Source organism: Bacillus sp. FJAT-49736, from assembly GCF_018343615.1.
Lineage (GTDB): Bacteria > Bacillota > Bacilli > Bacillales > Bacillaceae_C > Margalitia.
In genome coordinates this window covers 457307-477804 of sequence record NZ_JAGYPI010000002.1, presented here as the reverse complement: position 1 = coordinate 477804, position 20498 = coordinate 457307, and the positions used below count along the sequence as shown (strand labels likewise).

The 20498-nt window shown below is 35.8% G+C and carries 15 protein-coding genes, 3 pseudogenes and 1 riboswitch; of the genes and pseudogenes, 6 read left to right on the top strand and 12 right to left on the bottom strand.

Going from position 1 to position 20498, the window contains the following annotated elements; translation table 11 throughout:
* Positions 1-420 precede the first annotated feature (420 nt).
* The gene (locus KHA87_RS13705) at positions 421-843 is read right to left on the bottom strand and encodes an OsmC family protein (protein ID WP_213094721.1); all 423 of its coding nucleotides are present in this window, start codon (positions 841-843) and stop codon (positions 421-423) included.
* A 1203-nt stretch (positions 844-2046) separates the two neighbouring features.
* Between KHA87_RS13705 and KHA87_RS13700 the strand changes: the two genes are divergently transcribed.
* A complete protein-coding gene (locus KHA87_RS13700; protein ID WP_213094720.1) occupies positions 2047-6471 on the top strand; it encodes an OmpL47-type beta-barrel domain-containing protein in 4425 nt (1474 codons plus the stop codon).
* A 498-nt stretch (positions 6472-6969) separates the two neighbouring features.
* On the top strand, positions 6970-7332 hold the full coding sequence (locus KHA87_RS13695) for a hypothetical protein (RefSeq protein WP_213094719.1): 363 nt from the start codon (positions 6970-6972) through the stop codon (positions 7330-7332).
* A 159-nt stretch (positions 7333-7491) separates the two neighbouring features.
* Here KHA87_RS13695 and KHA87_RS13690 read toward each other — a convergent pair whose 3' ends face one another.
* The 5 genes from KHA87_RS13690 to KHA87_RS13670 form a co-directional block, all read right to left on the bottom strand.
* Positions 7492-7674 carry a DUF2187 family protein gene (locus tag KHA87_RS13690; protein ID WP_213094718.1) on the bottom strand — a complete coding sequence of 61 codons (183 nt, stop codon included), beginning with the start codon at positions 7672-7674 and terminating at the stop codon, positions 7492-7494.
* Between the two features lie 95 nt (positions 7675-7769).
* Positions 7770-7855, bottom strand: a riboswitch (cyclic di-GMP riboswitch).
* 456 nt (positions 7856-8311) lie between these two features.
* Complete coding sequence (locus KHA87_RS13685) at positions 8312-9421, bottom strand: GerAB/ArcD/ProY family transporter (RefSeq protein WP_213094717.1); 1110 nt, start codon at positions 9419-9421, stop codon at positions 8312-8314.
* A gap of 107 nt (positions 9422-9528) precedes the next feature.
* Complete coding sequence (locus tag KHA87_RS13680; RefSeq protein ID WP_213094716.1) at positions 9529-9753, bottom strand: hypothetical protein; 225 nt, start codon at positions 9751-9753, stop codon at positions 9529-9531.
* A 22-nt stretch (positions 9754-9775) separates the two neighbouring features.
* A complete protein-coding gene (locus tag KHA87_RS13675) occupies positions 9776-10930 on the bottom strand; it encodes a Ger(x)C family spore germination protein (RefSeq protein WP_213094715.1) in 1155 nt (384 codons plus the stop codon).
* 12 nt (positions 10931-10942) lie between these two features.
* Positions 10943-12472: a spore germination protein gene (locus KHA87_RS13670; RefSeq protein ID WP_213094714.1), complete on the bottom strand. Its 1530-nt coding sequence runs from the start codon at positions 12470-12472 to the stop codon at positions 10943-10945.
* Between the two features lie 401 nt (positions 12473-12873).
* On the opposite strand from KHA87_RS13670, the gene KHA87_RS13665 reads away from it, so the two are divergent.
* Positions 12874-13386 (top strand): DUF3189 family protein, encoded by a 513-nt coding sequence (locus KHA87_RS13665; protein WP_213094713.1) that lies wholly within the window; start codon positions 12874-12876, stop codon positions 13384-13386.
* A gap of 56 nt (positions 13387-13442) precedes the next feature.
* On the opposite strand, the gene KHA87_RS13660 is transcribed toward KHA87_RS13665, so the two are convergent.
* The 5 genes and pseudogenes from KHA87_RS13660 to KHA87_RS22660 all read right to left on the bottom strand — a co-directional run.
* Complete coding sequence (locus KHA87_RS13660) at positions 13443-14123, bottom strand: ABC transporter ATP-binding protein (protein WP_213094712.1); 681 nt, start codon at positions 14121-14123, stop codon at positions 13443-13445.
* Positions 14123-15244, bottom strand: coding sequence for an ABC transporter permease (locus KHA87_RS13655; protein ID WP_213094711.1), 1122 nt, complete (start codon positions 15242-15244; stop codon positions 14123-14125). Before KHA87_RS13655 ends, KHA87_RS13660 begins: the two co-directional genes overlap by 1 nt.
* A 158-nt stretch (positions 15245-15402) precedes the next feature.
* Positions 15403-15921, bottom strand: a complete 519-nt coding sequence (locus tag KHA87_RS13650; RefSeq protein ID WP_213094710.1) for a PadR family transcriptional regulator — start codon at positions 15919-15921, stop codon at positions 15403-15405.
* A 150-nt stretch (positions 15922-16071) separates the two neighbouring features.
* Positions 16072-16635, bottom strand: a complete 564-nt coding sequence (locus KHA87_RS22665) for a methyl-accepting chemotaxis protein (protein ID WP_481748372.1) — start codon at positions 16633-16635, stop codon at positions 16072-16074.
* A gap of 204 nt (positions 16636-16839) precedes the next feature.
* Positions 16840-17322 (bottom strand): annotated as a pseudogene (locus KHA87_RS22660) (protoglobin domain-containing protein); the annotation flags it as partial.
* A 305-nt stretch (positions 17323-17627) separates the two neighbouring features.
* Between KHA87_RS22660 and KHA87_RS22655 the strand changes: the two are divergent.
* The 3 genes and pseudogenes from KHA87_RS22655 to KHA87_RS13635 form a co-directional block, all read left to right on the top strand.
* Positions 17628-18026: pseudogene (locus KHA87_RS22655) on the top strand (PAS domain-containing protein); the annotation flags it as partial.
* 177 nt (positions 18027-18203) lie between these two features.
* A pseudogene (locus KHA87_RS22650) lies at positions 18204-18557 on the top strand (methyl-accepting chemotaxis protein); the annotation flags it as partial.
* A gap of 233 nt (positions 18558-18790) precedes the next feature.
* Entirely contained in the window at positions 18791-19690 is a 900-nt protein-coding gene (locus KHA87_RS13635; protein WP_213094707.1) for a MerR family transcriptional regulator, read from the top strand.
* A gap of 121 nt (positions 19691-19811) precedes the next feature.
* Here the strand turns inward: KHA87_RS13635 and KHA87_RS13630 are convergent, their stop codons facing one another.
* Positions 19812-20390, bottom strand: coding sequence for a DUF421 domain-containing protein (locus KHA87_RS13630; protein ID WP_213094706.1), 579 nt, complete (start codon positions 20388-20390; stop codon positions 19812-19814).
* Positions 20391-20498 lie beyond the last annotated feature (108 nt).

Below are 20498 nucleotides of genomic sequence, written 5' to 3'. Positions count from 1 at the left end.
ACATAGAGATTTCTCTATGTGGTTTTTTAGATTCACAATGTGAGAATGGGGACCGTTTTTGAGAGTGTCTAATAGCTTAAAGGTCAGAAATAATCTACAGAAAATGTATATGTATGAAATGAAGAAAGAGCAATGAGAGAAAATTTCCAATGCAAGATTGGTAATCGACATGCACATTATATTAGCGGAGGTGTCGTTTGCAGTTCCTTTTGATGCATCCAAGGTGATGAGAAAAACTTAGGGACAGTTCTAATGTTACCAAAAAAGAAACACTAGAACCGTCCCTACGTTATAAAGCTAGTTGTAAGTAGAGGCTTTTACAAAAGAGTAAAGGTATTAGAGAACTTTTGGATTTACCATTGCTCTATTGGTTAATGTGTTCTATTAGATATAGATGTGATACTTACCTTCCCTAACTATTTACATGCCTTTTGTTTCCATGCCATTAATGGAGTAACTTGCATGAATAGTCGCGCTTAAAGAATGGGCTACTGAGCAATATTTATCTACAGAAAGCTGGATGGCACGAACAACCTTCTCTTCAGGAAGGTCACCTTCTAATGAATAATGAATGTGAATCTCCGTAAATTTTTTGGGGTGATCGTCTGCCCGCTGGCCTTCCACATCCATGTAAAATTTAGTAGGGCTCAATCGCATCTTTGTCAAAATAGAGATTATATCAATTCCTGTACAGCCTGCTACTGCATTAAGGAGTAGTTCAGTTGGTCTTGCTCCACTATTTGATCCCCCGTCTGCTTCGGCAGCATCCATTTTTATTTCATGACCGGATGGTGTTGTACCCGAAAATGCCATTTTACTATTCCAATCTAAGCTAATCTTCATTGTTTTGAACCTCCTAGTTTTTCTATATAAATATATGTACTATTTATCATGTTAGTTTAATGCATCTTATTATATTTCCAATTAGTTGGATTTTAAACTGATTGTTCATAAAAAGAAAATAGCAAGTTTTGGAATTTTTATTTGCGTCTAAATTGGTAAGGGAAGTGATTGAGAGAAAATATTTCAAGAATCAATCTGGATAGTTCGGACGGAACATCTCAAACTCGGCGGAATCGTCACTTTTAAGGTGTTATTTTTATAACAATAAACAAAGTTAAGAATTGGAATGGTAAAATTTTATCTAGTAATAATTAGGTGGGGTTTAAGTTCATTGTTTATATAGATATTTTTGCTTGAGTGGATATACGGTACAGAACGTACTATTTATCATGATATCTAGCTAGTGAATGTTTTTCATTAGTCTTTTCCATTTTTGGAAAGCTCTTTTCTTATATATTACTGTTGAGTATATTCTTAAGATTCTGGAGTATTTATCCTACTACTAAAATCCTACCTATTCTTTTTCTCTGATACACTCTTCCCATAAAGAGCAAGTACTGCATATTTTCTTTTCAAATGTTACTCGTAAAAACTAAAAATACCCTCCATTACCTAAATTCCGTATTCCATAACTATGTCGAATGAATAAAAAAGTTCTTATGCATGTCTATTTTTGCAAAGAATATTACTTGTTGAATCTATGTACCTAAGTATTTTGTCGTATTGAGCTATTTTAATAGAGGAATGATTTATTACCAGCTATTATGTGTAGAAATTATGGATGGAAATTCCGATTTCTTTGTTTACCCACTGTAATATTTTTTATTTTTGCTAAGTGTGTTCTGAGATAAAACAAAATAGAAAGAAAAAGTGGAACATCTTTCTACAGCATTTGTCTATTTTAATAAAAACTATGTCGAAATAATAATAGAAAACTCGCAAAATAAATTTTTGAATATTGTAAAAATAAACAAAAACCCCTATTTATCGCTATTTACAATGAGATTTTCGTCATGGTACATTTTGTACAACCTGATTAATTTTGACTTAATAGGAAGCCTATTCAGGTCTATTTTCCAGGAAGGGGGATATTTTATTATTTTAAAATAATAAAAGTTGAAGACGCTAGTAAAAAAAATTTAAGGGTTTTTGCAAAAAAAGGTTGGACTTAGAAAGAGATGAAAGTAGAGAGGGGAAATATGCTTGAAACTGAGGGACTATCGGAAATTATTTAGTAGTTTACTAGCATTAACTATTATTTTCACCATGCTATTCCCATTGTATGGTTCTGCTGCGACTAAAGATCTGGTTAAGAACCCTGTTAATTTGGACAGTGGCACACTAAAGCAAATGAAGGCAATTATTGACCAAGAGAAGTCTCATTTACTAAAACAACCTGTATTACATCCTGATTTACAAAACCTCTATGGCGATCAAGATGTATCGGTTATTGTTGGGCTGTCCGAATATCCAGTCGCTTTAGAAAGAGGTATAAACAAAATTGCAGGGAAAAGCTTTACAAAAGCGATGGAAAATACTGCTCGACAAAATGTATTGAATCAGCAGCGCACTTTTGAAAAAAGTCTAAGTAACAAAGGTATAAAAGCAGAACTTGGCTTCCGTTATAATGAAGTTTTAAACGGTATTGCAATGAAAATAAAAGCGAGCCAAGTAAAAGATTTGCTTTCGATACCAGGAGTACAATTTGTAGAGCCGGATATTGAAATGAAAGCATTTGGTGAACCATCAGGTGATGACCTATCCGCCGATGGAATGTTGAACACGGATAACCCATACCTAAATGTGCCAGATGTATGGAACTTAGGTTATAAAGGACAAGGGGTAAAAGTAGGAGTTATTGACACAGGAATTGACTACTTACATCCTGAATTAAGAGATGTCTATAAAGGTGGACACAATTTCATCGATCAATCCAACCCTGCTAACTATGCTAGGGACAGAGGTGATGATCCATATGAAACTACACCACTTGATCGTCCAACTGGAAAACCGGAGTTTGATACAAACGGTAGTTCTTTTTACACGGAACATGGAACACACGTTGCGGGAACAATTGCGGCACAAGGCAAGAAAGTTATAGGTATTGCACCGAAAGTAGAATTGTATGCATACAGAGTGTTAGGAGCGTATGGTAGTGGAGCTAACTCTGGTGTCATTGCAGGTATTGAAAAAGCTGTCCAAGAAAAAATGGATATCATAAATTTGTCTCTTGGAAGCACTTCTAATAACTCAGTAGCTTCTGATGCTATTGCTATTAATAATGCTGTGCTTAATGGTACAACAGCAGTTGTTGCAACAGGTAACAGCGGACCAAACAGAGGTACAATCGGAAGCCCTTCAACAGCGGCATTTGCCATTTCTGTTGCAAACTCTACTGTTCCTGAAGTGACGAAGAAAGCAACTGTAAAAGTTGTCGCTGGTGAATATACAAAAGAATCCGACCTTGATATGATGGCTTGGAAATCCGGACAGGATCCTTCGGGGGTACTTTCGGGTGAAATGGACTTAGTACCAGTACCAGGCGTTGGATCAAAAGACAACTATAAAGGTATAGATGTTAAAGACAAGGTTGCACTTGTTGTTCGTGGAGATATTCCTTATGTTGATAAACTAGCAGCGGCAAAGGAAGCTGGAGCAAAAGGGATCATTATTTATAATTCTTCAACAGGTTCTGGAACACCGGGTCCACCTGATAATGCCTTTTTAGGAGATTCATTTGCGTTTATTCCATCATTTGCAATGTCCTATACAGATGGAAAAGCACTTAGTGATGCATTAGGTGGAAAGCCTGGCAAGGTGACATTCAGTAACTATACAACTGGCCAGACTGCTGGTGATGATGTGAATTCTTCCAGTTCTCGTGGTCCAGCAAATCCTAATTTTGATCTAAAGCCGGATATTACAGCACCGGGAACGAATATTATGTCATCCGTTCCAGCTTATGGTAAGGACTACCCAGATGCATCATATGATGAAGCATATGACCGTTTTACAGGTACAAGTATGGCTACTCCACATATCGCAGGTGTGGCTGCATTACTCAAATCACAACATCCAAATTGGTCTCCATTCGATATTAAAGTAGCAATCTCTAACACGGCAAAACAACTTGATGTAAAAAAATTTGATGTCTTTGCACAAGGTCCGGGACGGGTTCAGCCACTTAAAGCTGCTACAACAGAAGCGATGGCGTATTCGTATGATGAAACTTCATTTAGCGGAAAACCATATCCTAATACAAAAGGCACGGTTACTTTCGGAAATGTTCCAACAGGTAATGAAGTAACCATTACGAAAGATATCACTGTGAAAAACTTAACTGGTAATGTAAGTGATTATTCGGTTACTGTTGAAACTACAAAGGCTGCAACGGGTACACTAGCCAATGCAAAGGTTACGGTTGACAAGTCAGATTTTGAGCTACCAGGTTCTGGTGAGCAAGCATTGAAGGTAACTTTAACTGTTCCAAAGGGAACAGGATCAACTGGTAATGAGCTATTAGGATTTATTCACATTACCAATGGCAAAACAGAACTAATTTTGCCATTCGCTGCAAACTTTGCTCCTCCAACAGGAATAAAGAGCTATTCAATTGATAGCTATGATATTTCACCAAATGGAGATGGTAAATTAGATAATACTACAGTTCGTTATGAATTTTATGATCGTCAGTATACCACTTATATTGAATTATGGGATGCATCGAATCCGGAAGGTGGAGCATATGAAGACGGTTATCTAGGATATCTTGTTGCGGCTAGTTCAACAACTACAGGACCTAAGACAGTAAAATTTGATGGAAGCTATACTTCATGGGAAACTGGCAAAAAGACAAATGCACCAGATGGAGTATATACAGTCGATTTAACTACAATTAACCAGGCGCAAACAGCTATTGTTGCATCAGCATGGCTCGGTCCAATTTTTATCAAAACGAAAGCTCCAAAAATTGTAACAGAAAATAGCTATTCAGCTACAAGTTCGAACTTTGAATTGTCAGGTAGTATTGATGATGAGTATATTGATTGGGTTCCAGTTGTAGAAGATGTGTTTGGAGAAAATTTCGATGTTAATTCAAAATTACATGCAAAGTATGAATTAACAAACAGCAGCGGTGAAAAACAAGAAGGTACAACACCAATTACTCTTAGTCAAGATGGGAAATTTAAAGCATCCATCAATGGATTAACATTAGGCGAAAATAAAGTAAAGATTATTGTGGATGATGAGGCACAAAATTCTGCAACTAAGGAAATTGTTATTAATGTAACAGATGGATCACCTCCTGTCACAACAGCGAAGTTTGATGGAACTGAAGGCGAAAATGGCTGGTATACTTCTGATGTTTCAGTTGAACTGACTGCTACAGATGATCTCACAGGTGTAAAGTCTACTCAGTATAGAGTAAATGGTGGTAACTGGCAAGATTACTTAGAACCAATTGAATTTTCTAAAGAAGGTACATCTGTCCTTGAATATAAAAGTACAGACAATGCAGGTAATAAGGAAGATGTTCAAACAAAAGAAATAAAAATTGATAAAACAGCTCCAGCTACAAAAGCTGAAGTAACTGGGATTAAAGATAAAAATGGTTGGTATACATCTGATGTGACCATAAAGCTTTCTGCATCCGATCATAATTCTGGTGTAAAAACAACACATTACAGAGTAAATAATGGTGAATGGAAAGATTACTCTGGAGAAATTAAGCTATCTAATAACGGAACATTCACTGTTGAGTATCGCAGTATGGATAAAGCAGGTAATGTAGAAGATGTTAATTCACTAGAAGTGAAAATTAATAAACCAAGTCCAGGTACACCAGGTCCAGGCGCGCCAGCAGACTCAACAGCACCAGTTACAACAGCTAAAGTATCAGGAACTAAAGGTGATAATGGTTGGTATACTTCTGATGTTACAGTAGGGCTTACTGCAACGGATGATAGTTCTGGAGTAAAATCAACACAATACAGAGTAAATAATGGTGAATGGAAAGATTACTCAGGAGCTATTAAGCTATCTGTAGATGGTAAATACACCGTTGAGTACCGTAGTGTAGATAATGCTGGAAATACAGAAAAAACAAAATCTGTAGAAGTGAATATTGATAAAACCGCACCAAAAGCACCGGCTATTGATCTAGTTTCAGATAAGTCTACGAAAGTAACTGGAAAAACAGAAGCAAATGCTGTTGTGAAGCTTTACATTGCTGGAAAGCTTAAACAATCAGTGAATGCTGACAAATCTGGAAAATATAGCTTTACCATATCCAAGCAAAAGGCTGGAACACAAATTAAAGTTACCGCTACAGATAAAGCTGGAAATGTAAGCAAAGCTACTTCTACTAAGGTAGTAGACAAAACTCCACCGTCAAAACCGTCAGTGGATAAAGTAACATCTAAATCTACTTATGTTTCAGGTAAGGCAGAAAAAGGTTCAACCGTCTATGTTTACAAAGGAAAGTCACTACTTGGAAAAGGTACTGCTAACAGTAAAGGAGCTTATAAGATTACGATAAAAGCTCAGAAGAAAGGTACATCTTTAACGGTATATGCGGTAGATAAGTCAGGAAATAAGAGTAATTCGACAACGGTTAAAGTAAAATAAATAAGACCTTCAGATAGCCTGTGATGATATCATACTTCTCTTGGCAAAAGTGACAAATGTATCATCACGTTATGAGATTTAAAAGGGGTATTGAGGGGCCAAAAGGAGGGAGCTATCGATAATCGGTAGCTCCCTTCATTGCGTCTGAAAAAATGCAATGACAATTAACCATAGCATTTCTTTTTTATGGCAACTATACAATCATAGTACTGATTCAGCACATTAGACTCACCGCTTTGTATCCTCAGAAAACATCAGTGATTTGTAATCATTTGGAGACGGTATAACGAAAGGATGGTTCACTTGCTTCTATTTAAGAAACAAGTGAACCATCCCTTTGTAAAACGGTGAAATAAAAAAATCCGAACAAATAGTGTAATGTTAAGTTTTTGTAAAGGTGTGTTAAAACTCTAAAATATTCTAATAATTAGCCGATGATAATAAAGGAATATATAAAATACATGTTTTGGTTTTTGTTTATTAGAAAGGATTATAAACATGGAACTAAGAGAAATAATGACCGAAATTGCAAAGAGTTTAGATGATCATGATCTTATATCCGTAAGAAAAAACATAGAGGATAATATAGAAATCTTGAGTCAAAATAAGCATCGATTAAAAGGAAAGCTAAAGTCAGCATTTGATTTTTTGACAAACCAATCGAATAAGGAGCCTCTGAATCGAAGTGATGTTGCAGTCATTAATACTATTAATCATTATGCAACGAACTTTGATGTGAGGGGGATAAGAATCGTACTGAAAGATCATTTTATTTTATTCTTTAAAGATGAAACGGTGGAATTTTTAAGCTCGGATGCAAAGATTATTTTAGAAAGTATGGGTGCAATACCTAAAAAATGACCAAAAAAAGTGTATGACTTGGTTATCGTAATAGCAAAATATTATTACACCCTAGAGCCACTCAAACACAATAAAGCCCCTCCAGCTAGAGGGGCTTTATTGTAATTTCAATTATTTCTTTTTACTTCCTTTAAATACTTCTAATTACATGTGATTTATTCATTTATTTGCGATTAAATATTTTTTATGCGAAATAATCGTTTTATTATTTAGAAATTCCTTACCGGAATTATTTTCAGTGATATTAATTAAAACAGAATTTTGATATATTTTTTGTACAATTCCTTTAATCTCGCTGATAGAGATGATTTCATCACCTAAATTTGCTATTTTGTTTCTCATTAATAAAGCCTCCTCACAATCACTGTGTTTATCTTTTGGGAATTGTCCCCATAGACTCCAAAAAACTCAGCATCCTTTATAGAAGCTCAAAAGAAAACGGCGGCTCGGCTACCATAGCATTCAATGCTTTAGGCCCGCAGCTTTGCGTCCTTATTTTTCAATAAGTATGCTTTTATCGGAAACTGATTCCGTCATCATTATCAAATTTCGACACGATACTATTAATATCGACATTTATATTTGGGTTTTAAGATATTTTAAAAATAAATTGATTGAAGTAACATGGGGACGGTTCTTTTGTTTCTTTTTTGAAAACATGAAAACCGTCCCTGTGATTTTTCCAGAGATTTATTGGACAAAATCAGTTATGTGGTAAAAATCGGAAATAAGCAAAGGTTGACTGTGCCCTGAAATGACGATAGATGGGATAAGCGGGGACGATCACAGGTTGAACGTGCCTGAAAAAGATGATGTGATGGAAAAACGGAAAACGAGCTTATTGGAACAAAATCAGTGAGTAGACGAGTGGAATTTTCCCATAATAATGTGCTATTTGAACAATATAACTCAATAGACAAAGCGAAATACATCGGGACATTCTCGAGTTTTTGGTAAACATAAGAACTGTCCCTCTGTTTTAACCGCTGGATTGCTTCCCTTTTAATACTTTATTTTTAACACTATTAATAATGAGTATAAGAAATGGTATACCAATAAAGAAAGTGAAATGATACATCGGTAAATAATGAAGGATGAAACTTGCTACCTGTTGAACACTTTTGGAAGCCCATATACTACTGATTAAAAGTAAAAAACCTAGAGGGAAGATCAGTGTTTTTTCATCAGGCAGGTTCAGCCACTGAGAGGCTACCTTTATAACGATATAATAAAGTGTTGTAATCTTGATGAAGGTCCCTATCAACCATATGGCTAGAAGCCCCGCTTCAACATGCTGAAAAAATTCGCCTAGACTTATGTAACGCACTACCGTAAGTAATGGGGTTACCGCATAGAAAGAAAATCTTCCTAAAACAAAAATCGTGACAAGATTAACAAACATAAAGGTAAAGGTTATCAAAATTCCTGTATAGATTCCCCACTTTAACCCTTTGGATTTCTCTTTGATATATGGCAAGAAAAAGGAAATGAGAAATAATTCACTGTACCATGAGGAAAGAACAATCCCGCCTTTAATAGAAGGGAGTATACCACGCTCCATAATTGGTAATATATTTTTCGGATGCATAAAGATAAGTAATATAAATAATAAAAGACATAGTGGGAAGAAAAAGAACGGAAAAAGGATTTGACCTAGTCGAGCAATCACCTCCAGGCCGCCATAAATAGCATAAGCACTAAAAATAATCATAATAGCAGAAATAATAATCATCGGCGTATCATTTAAAAAGGAACCCCAAACAAACTGGGTATACTCTCTTACGACGAATCCATTGATATGGAGGAGAAAGAATAGATATAAAAAGCCAATTATTTTTCCAATAAATTTCCCAACTACAACTTCAGAATATTGGATAAAGGATTTGTCAGGGAAGCTCTTATTTAATTGATACGCAATCCATACAGCAATGACGCCGATGAAGGATCCCCAAATGGGAGAAATCCAGGCATCTTGTTTCGCTACTTGGCCTGTTATAAGAGGTAAATTTATTATCCCCGTTGCGATGACGGATGGGTACATGAGAAGTCCCATTTGGGAGGCTGATATGTTTATTTTTTTTGCCGACATTTGTTTCTTCCCTCCTGATGCACCCTATCTCCAATTTATTTTAGGCACAAAGAAAACTATAGATATTCATTCTCTTAGTGAAAAAGCTATTTGCTCTATATAAGGATCTATTTAAGTATTCTTGATAAATTTGGATAAAGTCTCTCTACCAGTTGAGTTGGTCCAGGTAAATCAGGCTTTACAATGAGCAGAGCGGCAATAGCCAAGCTCATGAATGTGATAATAGTATAAGCCCATTTTTCTTTTTTGGTCTTCTTCTTTAAATATGGTAGCTGCGATAACGTAAGTATGAATGTAAATAAGATGACCCCTATCACTTTGATTACTACCAACGGCTCTTCACTCCTGTCTTTCTTAATCAGAAGGAATAGTCAGAAGTCCAGGGCCAATGATATGCGCATCTATTTGAATATCAAGCGGCAAAGTATGAAAAATATCATCCCAATGTTTTTCTTCCCTATTCCATTCCTTTGGATATTTACGATGGAACTCCTCCGCAAAGCCGACAATGTCCGTATTGTTCTTTCTTTGCAATTGGTTAAAGGATTGCCTTATACGTGTGCTAATATCCTTCTCCATTGCTTTCTCAACCTTTTTGACTGTATTCGGGTTCATGACATTAAGATTAGTCACATTTTCTGTAATTTCACCTTTTGCAGAAGCCTTGGCAATCATTTTCCAGCGACCATCTTGAATGAGAGGAATCAATTTAATGGTTGCTTGAAAGGGAGCTAATGTAATGGTCCCTTTTTCACCTAAAGGATTTTGTACAACCACCTGACTTTCTTTTACCTCATTTCTCAACCACATGATTCCGCGAGTTAGTGAATCATCTAAAATGCCAACCATTTTCCCGTTTTTTAAAAGTGCTGTTCCTTTAATATAAGGTATCGTTCCTTGTGGTGGATCTGTTGGATTCGGTGGCAATTTCGTTATATATGGAAGGAAGGTGTTGTTTGTAGACCCTAACTTCATTTCCATAAAATCCTTTACAGAAACACTCAATAATATATGCTGTTTGGACAGTAAGGTTAAAACTCGTCCTGCCTGTTTCTCCAATGGCGGGTCTACATTCAAGCACTCCTTTGCATCGCCATCACTTATAAATAAAAGAGCTTGCTCTCTTGTTTGAGGAGCACGAACAATATAATCAACAGCGTCCAGTATTCCTTGACGGGCTAACCTTTTCCCGAATATAAAGACATTACAATGTCCCCAAAATATTTTTCGTGGAATAACTTCTTGAAGCTTGGAAATGGCGTCGGCAACGGTTAACCCTTTTGCAGAACGAACAATGGTGAATTTTCCTCCGCCGCCACCAGCTCCACCACCTCCGCTCGAACTGGTACTATGAGGATTTAAAAATTGAACGGTTAGATCAATTTCTCCTTTTTCAGTTAAATCGATAGCTGCTCCTAATATAATGGCTAGTTCATTAAGCTCCTTCACATTTCCACAACCACTTAACAAAAGTGAGATGACGAATAAAGGCAACATGAATTTATACATGAATAACTCCCTCTATAAAGATTCCTTTGGTGGTTTCGGTTTTTGGTTACGGGATTGTCGAAATTTATTATACTTTCCTGTTAGTCGCGGTCGTGTATTAAACTTCCAAAACGGAGCCCGAACTAAGGTATCCTTATATTCGTCTGCATGGGCAGGAGCCAAGGTGGATAAATAAGGGACTCCGAACGATCGAAGTTTACATAAGTGGATCAGTATCCCACAAAGGCCAAGAATAATGCCAAGTATCCCTAAAGTTCCTGCTAAAATCATCATAGGGAATCGTAATAATCTGATGGAAAAACCTAAATAATATCTTGGAATCATGAACGAGGCGATTCCAGTTATCGATACAACAATGACCATAGCAGGGGAAACAATTCCCGCTTGAACGGCTGCTTGACCGATAACGAGTGCCCCTACAATACTAACAGCCGATCCAATTTGTTTTGGCAGACGTACCCCAGCTTCTCGCAATGCTTCGAACGTAACTTCCATTAGCAAAGCTTCGAAAAAGGTAGGAAAAGGAACAAACTCTCTTGCTGATGCCATGGAAATGAGCAAATCAGTTGGAATCATTTCCTGATGAAAGGTTGTCAGCGCAATATAAATAGAAGGCAGCAGTAATGAGACTAAAAAGAAGGGATATCGAATCCATCTAATCAAGGTACTTATGATATATCTTTCATAATAGTCCTCCGATGATTGCAAAAATGAGAATAAGGTTACCGGGGCTATTAATGAGAAAGGTGTCCCGTCTACCAGGATGGCTATTCGTCCTTCCAGCAAATTGGCTACCACCGTATCTGGTCTTTCCGTTGCTAATAATTGTGGGAAAGGCGATAGAGGTGTGTCTTCAATCATTTCTTCAATATAACTGCTTTCTAATACCCCATCAATGTCAATCTTGTCTAACCTTTGCTTCACTTCCTCTATGAGTGGAGCAGTTGCCAGCCCCTCAATATAGGTTAAGACGACGGTTGTTTGCGAATACTTTCCAATTTTCATTTGGATCATTTTTAATTGAGGACTACGTATTTTTCTTCTTAATAAAGATGTGTTAATGGCGATTACTTCATTAAATCCCTCGCGCGGCCCGCGGATAACGGATTCTCCTACAGGCTCCTCAATACTTCGATTTTCTTGTTTTGCAAGTCCCAATGAAAGAGCGGAGGGGGCACCATCTATAATAAGAATTGGGAGGCCGGAACTAATGGACTCGATACACTCACTGTACGTTTTCTTTTTTATTATTTGCGAAACAGGAATTATTGGATATGTTTCTTCCGAAAGTGTTGGAATCGACATTAGAGTTTTTATCACGTTTTCATTTAATTCTTGTGTATTGGATAGCCCTTGAATATATATGAGGGCTGCCTGTTTCTTTTCTAATGTTTCAAAGCAATGAAAAACAACATCAAAGCAATCTTTATAGATATTCTGAAAAAATTGTAGGTTTTCACTGAAAATGCTTGCTATTTCTCCTTGCTTGTACTCATTTTCTGATTCTCGAGCGACATTTTTTCGGAAAAATTTACCGATCATCCAAGTGAACACCTACCGTCTTTTCCATAACTAATTTTCTATAATTTGGCATAATTTATATTGTGTATATTTATCCTTTTTCATACATTTCTTTTTATCTATGGCTCTTTTCTTAAACTTTTTGCTTTTTCAGACAAAAATGATCTTTGATTATGAAAGAATAACTTTTTTAAGAAAAGTTGCCCGAGCTAAGACTATATTAGGATATATAACAATATACGAAAAACAACAATCTATAACAAAACAGCCTTAGCTAAAAATGGAGATAAGTGGCGGGGGCACAATTTGGATAAATGTAGGTAAAGATGTATTATAAAAAATTCGAAAAAGGACAAACCATAAATAGAATTAGGAATGGAAGGAAGGAACATAATATTTATAAACAATATAGGGATGATAACATGATATATATCTATAACGATTATGGTGGAACACATACCACTTCCTTGGCTGCTGCATATCATTTAAAGCAATTACCACAATCCCAAAAAAAGCTAACTACAGAACAAATATTAAATGTGAAGTATTTTAATAAATTAACGAAAAAGGATTTTGGGAAACTTATTTTTCACGGGATCGATGAAGAGGGAAATTCCGTCTATACCATAGGTCGAAAAAGAAACAAGTTGGTTGTTAAAGCATTAAAAGAATGGACTCTATTACTGGAAGATAAACATCACTTTCAGGAAAAGATTGTTTTCTCCAATACTTCACCAACTGTACCAATGGTTATGTCCATAGGTGGATTTTTCTCGAGAGGATTAGGAATTGATTTTATTGGAGTACCATTATTAGTCATGGGTGCCAAACAGTGCTGCGATAATATTTATCGTTTAGTGGAAAATACGAAAAAAATAGGGGAAGCCGAAAATGGAGAAAAAGTGGTTATATTAGAAAATAAATCTTACAAGTGAAAACATGGGGACGGTTCTGATGTTTCTTTAGAAAACGCGAGAACCGTCCCTCTGTATTACGAATTTGCAAGCTCGAGTTTGCCATCTTCCATTCGATAAACTTTATCACAGTACTCCAACATTCGTTCATCATGTGTAACCATAATAGCTGCCTTATTTCTTGATCTTACTTCCTTTGCAATGAGCTGAACAACCTCATGAGCCTTTTTCGTATCTAGGCTTGCGGTTGGCTCATCGGCAAGAATAATGGAAGGATTATTGATAAAGGAGCGAGCAATAGCAGTACGTTGTCGTTCACCGCCTGATAACTGTTCTGGTAGTTTTTTTAGCTTGTCTCCTAATCCTAGGTGTTGCAATAATTCTTTGGCGTATTCCGTATCTTTTGTTGTTAGTTTGCCAGCCATCTTTTTAACAACTAGTAGTTGATCAAGAACATTTAAGTAGGGAATGAGATTACTAGTTTGCAATATAAATCCTATTTCTTCAAGGCGTACTCTGGATAATTCTTTAGGACTTAATTGGTTAATGCTTTTTCCATTAAGGATAACTTCTCCTTTTGATGCATGAAGCAGTGCACCAGCAATGGATAAAAAGGTACTTTTGCCTGATCCCGATGGACCAATGATTGCTATAAACTCTCCTGTTTCAGCTGAAAAAGATACATCTTGAAGAGCAACTACTTGTGATTCCCCTTGCTTGTATATCTTTGAAACATTCTTAAATTGTATTCCGGACATTACTCCATCCTCCCAATTGCTTGAAGTGGGTCTATCTTCGTTATCTTTCGAACAGAAATCAAGGAACTTAAGATAGAAATAACAAGTAATAATATTGCATATAGAATAACTAGTTTAATATCAAGTGCGAATGGCATTGCATTTGGTAGGATAATTGCTGTTCCATATGTTAGCAGTATCCCAATAACAATACTGGATAACGATAATAAAAATACTTGTGATACAATTGCTTTTCCTAGAAAACGATTACTAGCGCCAATCGCCTTCAAAATACCGAACTGATTTGATTTTTGTAAGGTGAGCACATAAAAGAAGACGGCAAGTACAAATGCAGAAATGGCAAGAAGGAAAGCAAGCATCATTGTGATGGTTCCATTTTCTTCTTTGTAGCCAGGCATCCCCTGGACAGCAGCTGCCTTCGTAACAATTTCCGTTCTTGGAAATTGTTTATTTAATTTTTGGGCGTCAATATTTTCTCCCTGCAGCATAATACCATTAACCGGATCCTTTATCCCCTTAGTGGAACCTGGTGCTGCAAATTGGATAGAGCGCCATTTATCTAACGTGGTAAAAATGGCAGGTAAGTGATTATACGTTTCATTTTTAACAAACCCAACAATACGCATCTTTTCTAAAGATCCATCGATGGTGAGTGTATCCCCGATTTTAAAGCCCTTCTCTTTTAATGTATCATTGGCGATAACGTCTAGAGAGTTATTTTTATTTAGAGGGTTTCCTTCTATTACTGTTGGTTCAAGAAAACTTCCGGGAGTAATCCCTAATATAGCAATATCTACTTTTTCCTCTTCACTAGAGGCTTTTCCTTTTAAAACCGTTCCCATTGTTGAACCCATTGACGAAGCTGCTTTGACATTATCCTGTTTTTCTAGCTCCTGGACTAATGATTCGCTTAAGAGAGAGCGGCTCATGGAGGCGTTTGAACCTTTCTCGAATGTAACGTAATTTGCATTCATATTTTTAAATGCCGCAGCGCTCAGCGTAGAAAGTCCGTTACCTAACCCTGAAAGGATAAAGACAAGCCAAGCTATAAGAACTGTAATAATTCCAATCATCATAAATCGAAACTTGCCATGCTTTAACTCTTTTAAAGCAAGAAACAAAGTAAGTCACTCCTTTTTAATATTTTATGATTAGTCAATTGTGACTAATTAATAATCATTATATTGCTTAGACTATGATTAGTCAATTGTGACTATATTTTTTCTATTAAATAAAAAAAGAACCTGTAGTAGGTTCTCTTGTACTTTGCCGTATCTTATTATTTTAATTGTGAAAGGTTATTTATCGTTTTTTCGAGAAATTGAATTTCTGCTTCTAGCATGATAATTTTATGTTCAACTGCTAGGTTAACGCCAAAACGTATTCCATGTGTCGGCGTTTGTTTGAACATTTTAATTAATTTCTTATTGCCCTCAAGTCTGTCCTTTAATGCTGGTATTGCTTGATCCATCGGAAGAAAATCAATAAACATTAACCCAATATCGCTTTGGTAATTAACCTGTTCAGCAGAAGACAAGTTATCAATAAGTAGTTTGTAAAAATACTGCTTTCCACTTTCATTAATGGAATATACTTTGCGAGTTGGCCTATTTCCTTCTTGTTCCAAATGAATATCAATATATCCATTTTGACTTAATTTATCTAATGTAGCATATGCAGTTGGTTTCTTCATATCGGTTACAGTACTCAAATTTCTTTCAATAAATTCATTGATTTGATAGCCATGCTGACTTTGTCCCATTAGTAATCCAAGTAATATTAGTGAGCGCTGTTTCACTGATTAATCCTCCTTTCTACCATCATTTCTTTCTATATTTTCTACTATATTTTTTGTCTAGTCAATTGTTGCATGCTGTTTTAAAGTGAGACCAGAAAACATGGGGACGTTTCTGATGCTCCGTCCCCGTTTTTTTAGTAAGCCCTATTTTCATTTATTCATTTCTTCCGCTAAGGTATTCAGATGGTCAGCGGAGAGTGCAACATCATCGAATGCTTTTCCTAATTCTTGAATAATTTGACTGAAGGAAATAAGTTCCTCTTTCATTTTGTTATTTTGTGCCTTAGTCTCCACCACATTTCCGTGGATTTCTAGAAAATGCTCCTTTGTTTCTTCCATATTACGATTTCCGTCATGCACTTCATTCTTTATTGTTTCAAGGGACATAGTAAGCTTTTCTGTTTGAGCGTTCATACTGGATATTAGGGTGGAAACATTTGTTACAGATTCTTTCGTTACATCCGATAGTTTCCTAACTTCACCAGCAACAACAGAGAAGCCAAGACCATTCTCCCCAGCTCTTGCTGCTTCAATCGCCGCATTTAAAGATAGCAAATTGGTTTGATCCGCTATGTTCGTTACTAAACTAATAATTTCTTGCATTTGTTTGGTAGTTTCTAGTAAGACATGAACATCTTCTGAAATATCTGACACGGAACCTTGAATATTTGTCATATTGATATTTTGTTTTTGCAGCTGCTCTTTTCCTTGCATCGCCCGTTTTTCAGCAAGTTGAGATAATTCGGCACCTTTTGTAGCATGAGAAATAATTCCTTTTGATTCTGAGTTTAATTGATGAAAAGATGCATTTGTTTCATCCGTAATAGAAGCGAGTTGTTGTGCTGCATGAGTTACTTTATTTCTAATTAAGTTCTTTTGTTGTTCTGTTTCTGTTTTTAGTTTTTCAAGTTGTGCGTCATATGCTTCCAGTACTAATTGCTGTTCTAGATTTAACAGTTTGGAGACGGCACGAATCGATGAAAAGGATTCTTCACTGTTGCCTAATTTATCTTGGACAATATGTAAAATAGACAGGAATAAATCTTGAAAAGCACACATATACCATTTCGTTTGCAGGCCAATTTTAACATGGACGTGTGCAATGCGAATTCTTTTTTGCAAGTATTCATCATTAATGATTCCTGTAAACATTTCTGTTATATGTCTTTTTAGCGTAATCTTTAATCTTTCTATGGAACTATTATGATCAATGATAGACAGCAGGGAGGGCTCATTTTCCAAATTAGAATAAAATCGATCGACAATATAATTTATATTTTCATCGATAAACGGCTTTAACCTCATAATTTGTTGTAAATCAGTTAGAGTAAGCTCAATCATTTTGATTTGTTTATACACTTCACTGTTCTTATCTACTCGTATTTCGGGAGTTCCAAACATATTTACTTTCATCTCATTTTTTCGCGTTCTGGATATTTTGAAAACCAACTATTCCACCTCATTATTTTTCACGTAAAGAACCTATACATGATAATCTATAGCACTATATGTATTGTTTCGACATGTTTCGAGAAACCTTAACAATACTAATTTGAAATATTTATGATTGATTACTGAATTTCTTTTATTTCTCAAAAAACATTCTCTGTTTTAGATGAAAAAAAGATTCTTGTAAGGATTATGAAAGATTTGTATAATGTTTGTATAATATATTTTGTGTAACATTATACAACGTTATAAAAGAGGTGAACACTTTGAATGGATTAAAAAATGAAAAAGATAATCATATATTGGATCAAAGCCCTGTTTTTACTGCTATCAAAAGATCTTTAGCAATAATTGAGTTTGATACTACCGGTAAAGTGTTGTGGGCAAATGATAATTTTGCAAAGGCAATGGAATATGAAACGAATGAAATGCCAGGCATGATGCACAGACAATTTTGTACAGAGGATTTTATACATAGTGCAGATTATGTGACATTCTGGAATGAATTAAGGTTAGGAAAAACATTCCAAGAAAAAATTTTGCGGGTCACAAAAAATGGTCGGCACAAATGGTTTGAGGCAACTTATACTCCTGTGTATAACACAGAAGGTCGTGTTCAATCTGTTGTGAAAGTAGCAACTGATGTAACAACGCGTGAAAATACTACTACTGTACTAAAAACAGAACTTCAGCAAATGGCGGAGGAATTATTGAAAAGAGCTGAAATTGGAATTTCTAATAGTCATCAAATTACATCAGTTATTGATCGAGTCGTTAAAGAATCCAACGAAAACATAAAATTACTTCAGTTGTTAGAGAGTAAATCCAATTCTATACGTGACATTCTTAAAACAATTAGAGAAATTGCCATGCAAACCAATCTGCTAGCATTAAATGCCGCCATAGAGGCAGCACATGCAGGACAGTATGGACGAGGCTTTAACGTAGTGGCAAATGAAGTTCGTAAATTGTCTAAGAAAGTGGAAGAAGCTACAAAGGAAGTTCATTCTAATTTGGAAGGAATTGCATCTCAGGTTGCAGATATTGCTGATGGTACGAAGCGTTCGCAAACGGTAATTATGGATAGTCAATCTAAAACAAAACAGGCCGTTGATGAATTTACAGGAATTGGACAAGCGGCGCGTAAACTTGATCAACAGGCGAGAATTTTAGCTGAAGCATTATAGGCAAAAGTTGCTAGCTTAGACATTCTCAAGGAATTCAATTCGAACCGATTTTATTTGTACTATTTCAAACAAAATCTAGTTACTTAATCTATTATTTCCCTTCTCTCTCTAACATGAAGAACCATACTTTTTTTGTCTAGCGTATGTAAAACGTTTTGAAACAATCCTTTTACAATGGAAAGTGATTCGATATACTTAATATGTAAATTGCTAGTATAGGAAGGATGAAATTCATGATCCACTCAGACCCAAATGGATGGTATACGATCCAGCAGGTCGCAGATTTGACAGGGTTGTCCAAACAAGTCATTCGCAAATGGGAAGAACGATATCTAATCATTCAACCATCTCGGCAAGAGAATGGGTATAGAATATACAGTACGAAGGATGTACATATCCTTTTGAATATGAAGTTGCTTACAGAACAAGGCCACACGGTTAAACAGGCATCCACTCTTATTAAGGATATGGTGGATGATCCCCCAATTTTATTGGATAAAGATATATCCATAGAATATGAATATTTGAATGAGTATGTCTTCAGACTGCTGGAAAAAGGCAAGCATTGTGATGAATTAGAATTGAATTTCATTTTAAAACAATCTTACCATCACTTGGGATTAGATCCATTTTTGTCAACGGTTGTGATTCCTTTCTTAAAGGAAGTAGGCAACAAGTGGGAAAAAAAAGAATGGGATGAATTTCAGGAATCTGTATCAAGTCTTGTTGTAAGGGATTTTTTAGTTCAGATTCGAAGGAATTATCAATATCGAGAAAATGCTCCTTTTGTTCTCGGTGCGTGTCTCCCATATGAACAACATGAAGTGCCAGTGCATCTCGTTTTAATGCAATTCATGTTGAAGGGTTGGAAAACACAGTTAATAGGTGCCTCACCCGCACCTGGTGCGATTGAATCATTAGTGCTTAAATTAAAGCCAGATGTTGTTATTTTATCAGCAAGTACCACTACTCCATTTGAAACAGATTCGCAAATAATCAAGAGTTTAGATCAATTTGCGGAGAATCATAAAGAAATCCAATTCTATTTAGGTGGTTACGGAGCAGTCAGCTATTTTGCCAATAACCAACCACGTGCAATTAAGGTGACAAACTCTGTCGAAGATATTCTTTAAGCGTGGGGGCGGTTCTTGCGTTTTCAGTAAATAATGGAACCATCCCGTGCTATAAAAAGTAGTCGTTTAAGATAAAACGTCTCCATTTAAAAATACTAAAAGTGGTTGATAGGTTTTTTCACTACTCTAACGAATCTGGTCGTATTGGGGTTGTGGATTGAATTTGAACCGTTTCCTTTTGCTCCATAGTGCTAATCTGTTGAAGAATAGCTGTTTGAAGTTGCTCTATATTTTTTTCTAAGTCTCCAACTGTTACAGTCTTTGCATGATTCATTAACTCATACCCAAACTGTCCAGTAATTTCAATGGATGCTGTTTTTACATCTTTGACAGAAGAAATTCCGTTTTCTCGTAATCTTGCTTCCAACTGATCAACGGAGATACGCAGCTTTTTTAGATTGTTAAAAATAATTTCGCCGTCTTGAATTACAGATGTTGCCTTCCCTATCATTAATCTTTTAACAAAATTAAATTTAATGGCTAAATACTGAACGAGCATAAGTAATGCCACGAGAGAACACAGGGCAAGTATGGTTTTCAACAAGCCTTGTTCTGAAATAGCATGCCCAGTTGTGGATGCAATCGCTAAAATGGTAATCACTTCTAAACCTGACATTTGTGCAACTGTTTTCTTTCCTGCAATCCGTATTAAGCAAACACCGGTCAATAAGATTACCATTGCTTCCCAAATATAATACATAGCTACCCTCGTTTTAGACGTTATAGTAAACGGTTTTTTTAAAATTTCCCCTTTTTTTCAATTAAATATACTGCTTTAGCTTTACCAAAAATGCGTTTCTACTCATGG

What these genes read in the sequence shown, in the direction of transcription:
- KHA87_RS13705 (WP_213094721.1), bottom strand. Translation starts at nt 843, where the DNA reads ATGAAGATTAGCTTAGATTGGAATAGTAAAATGGCATTTTCGGGTACA.
- KHA87_RS13695 (WP_213094719.1), top strand. Translation starts at nt 6,970, where the DNA reads ATGGAACTAAGAGAAATAATGACCGAAATTGCAAAGAGTTTAGATGAT.
- KHA87_RS13690 (WP_213094718.1), bottom strand. Translation starts at nt 7,674, where the DNA reads ATGAGAAACAAAATAGCAAATTTAGGTGATGAAATCATCTCTATCAGC.
- KHA87_RS13685 (WP_213094717.1), bottom strand. Translation starts at nt 9,421, where the DNA reads ATGTCGGCAAAAAAAATAAACATATCAGCCTCCCAAATGGGACTTCTC.
- KHA87_RS13675 (WP_213094715.1), bottom strand. Translation starts at nt 10,930, where the DNA reads ATGTATAAATTCATGTTGCCTTTATTCGTCATCTCACTTTTGTTAAGT.
- KHA87_RS13670 (WP_213094714.1), bottom strand. Translation starts at nt 12,472, where the DNA reads ATGATCGGTAAATTTTTCCGAAAAAATGTCGCTCGAGAATCAGAAAAT.
- KHA87_RS13665 (WP_213094713.1), top strand. Translation starts at nt 12,874, where the DNA reads ATGATATATATCTATAACGATTATGGTGGAACACATACCACTTCCTTG.
- KHA87_RS13660 (WP_213094712.1), bottom strand. Translation starts at nt 14,123, where the DNA reads ATGTCCGGAATACAATTTAAGAATGTTTCAAAGATATACAAGCAAGGG.
- KHA87_RS22665 (WP_481748372.1), bottom strand. Translation starts at nt 16,635, where the DNA reads ATGCAAGGAAAAGAGCAGCTGCAAAAACAAAATATCAATATGACAAAT.
- KHA87_RS13635 (WP_213094707.1), top strand. Translation starts at nt 18,791, where the DNA reads ATGATCCACTCAGACCCAAATGGATGGTATACGATCCAGCAGGTCGCA.
- KHA87_RS13630 (WP_213094706.1), bottom strand. Translation starts at nt 20,390, where the DNA reads ATGTATTATATTTGGGAAGCAATGGTAATCTTATTGACCGGTGTTTGC.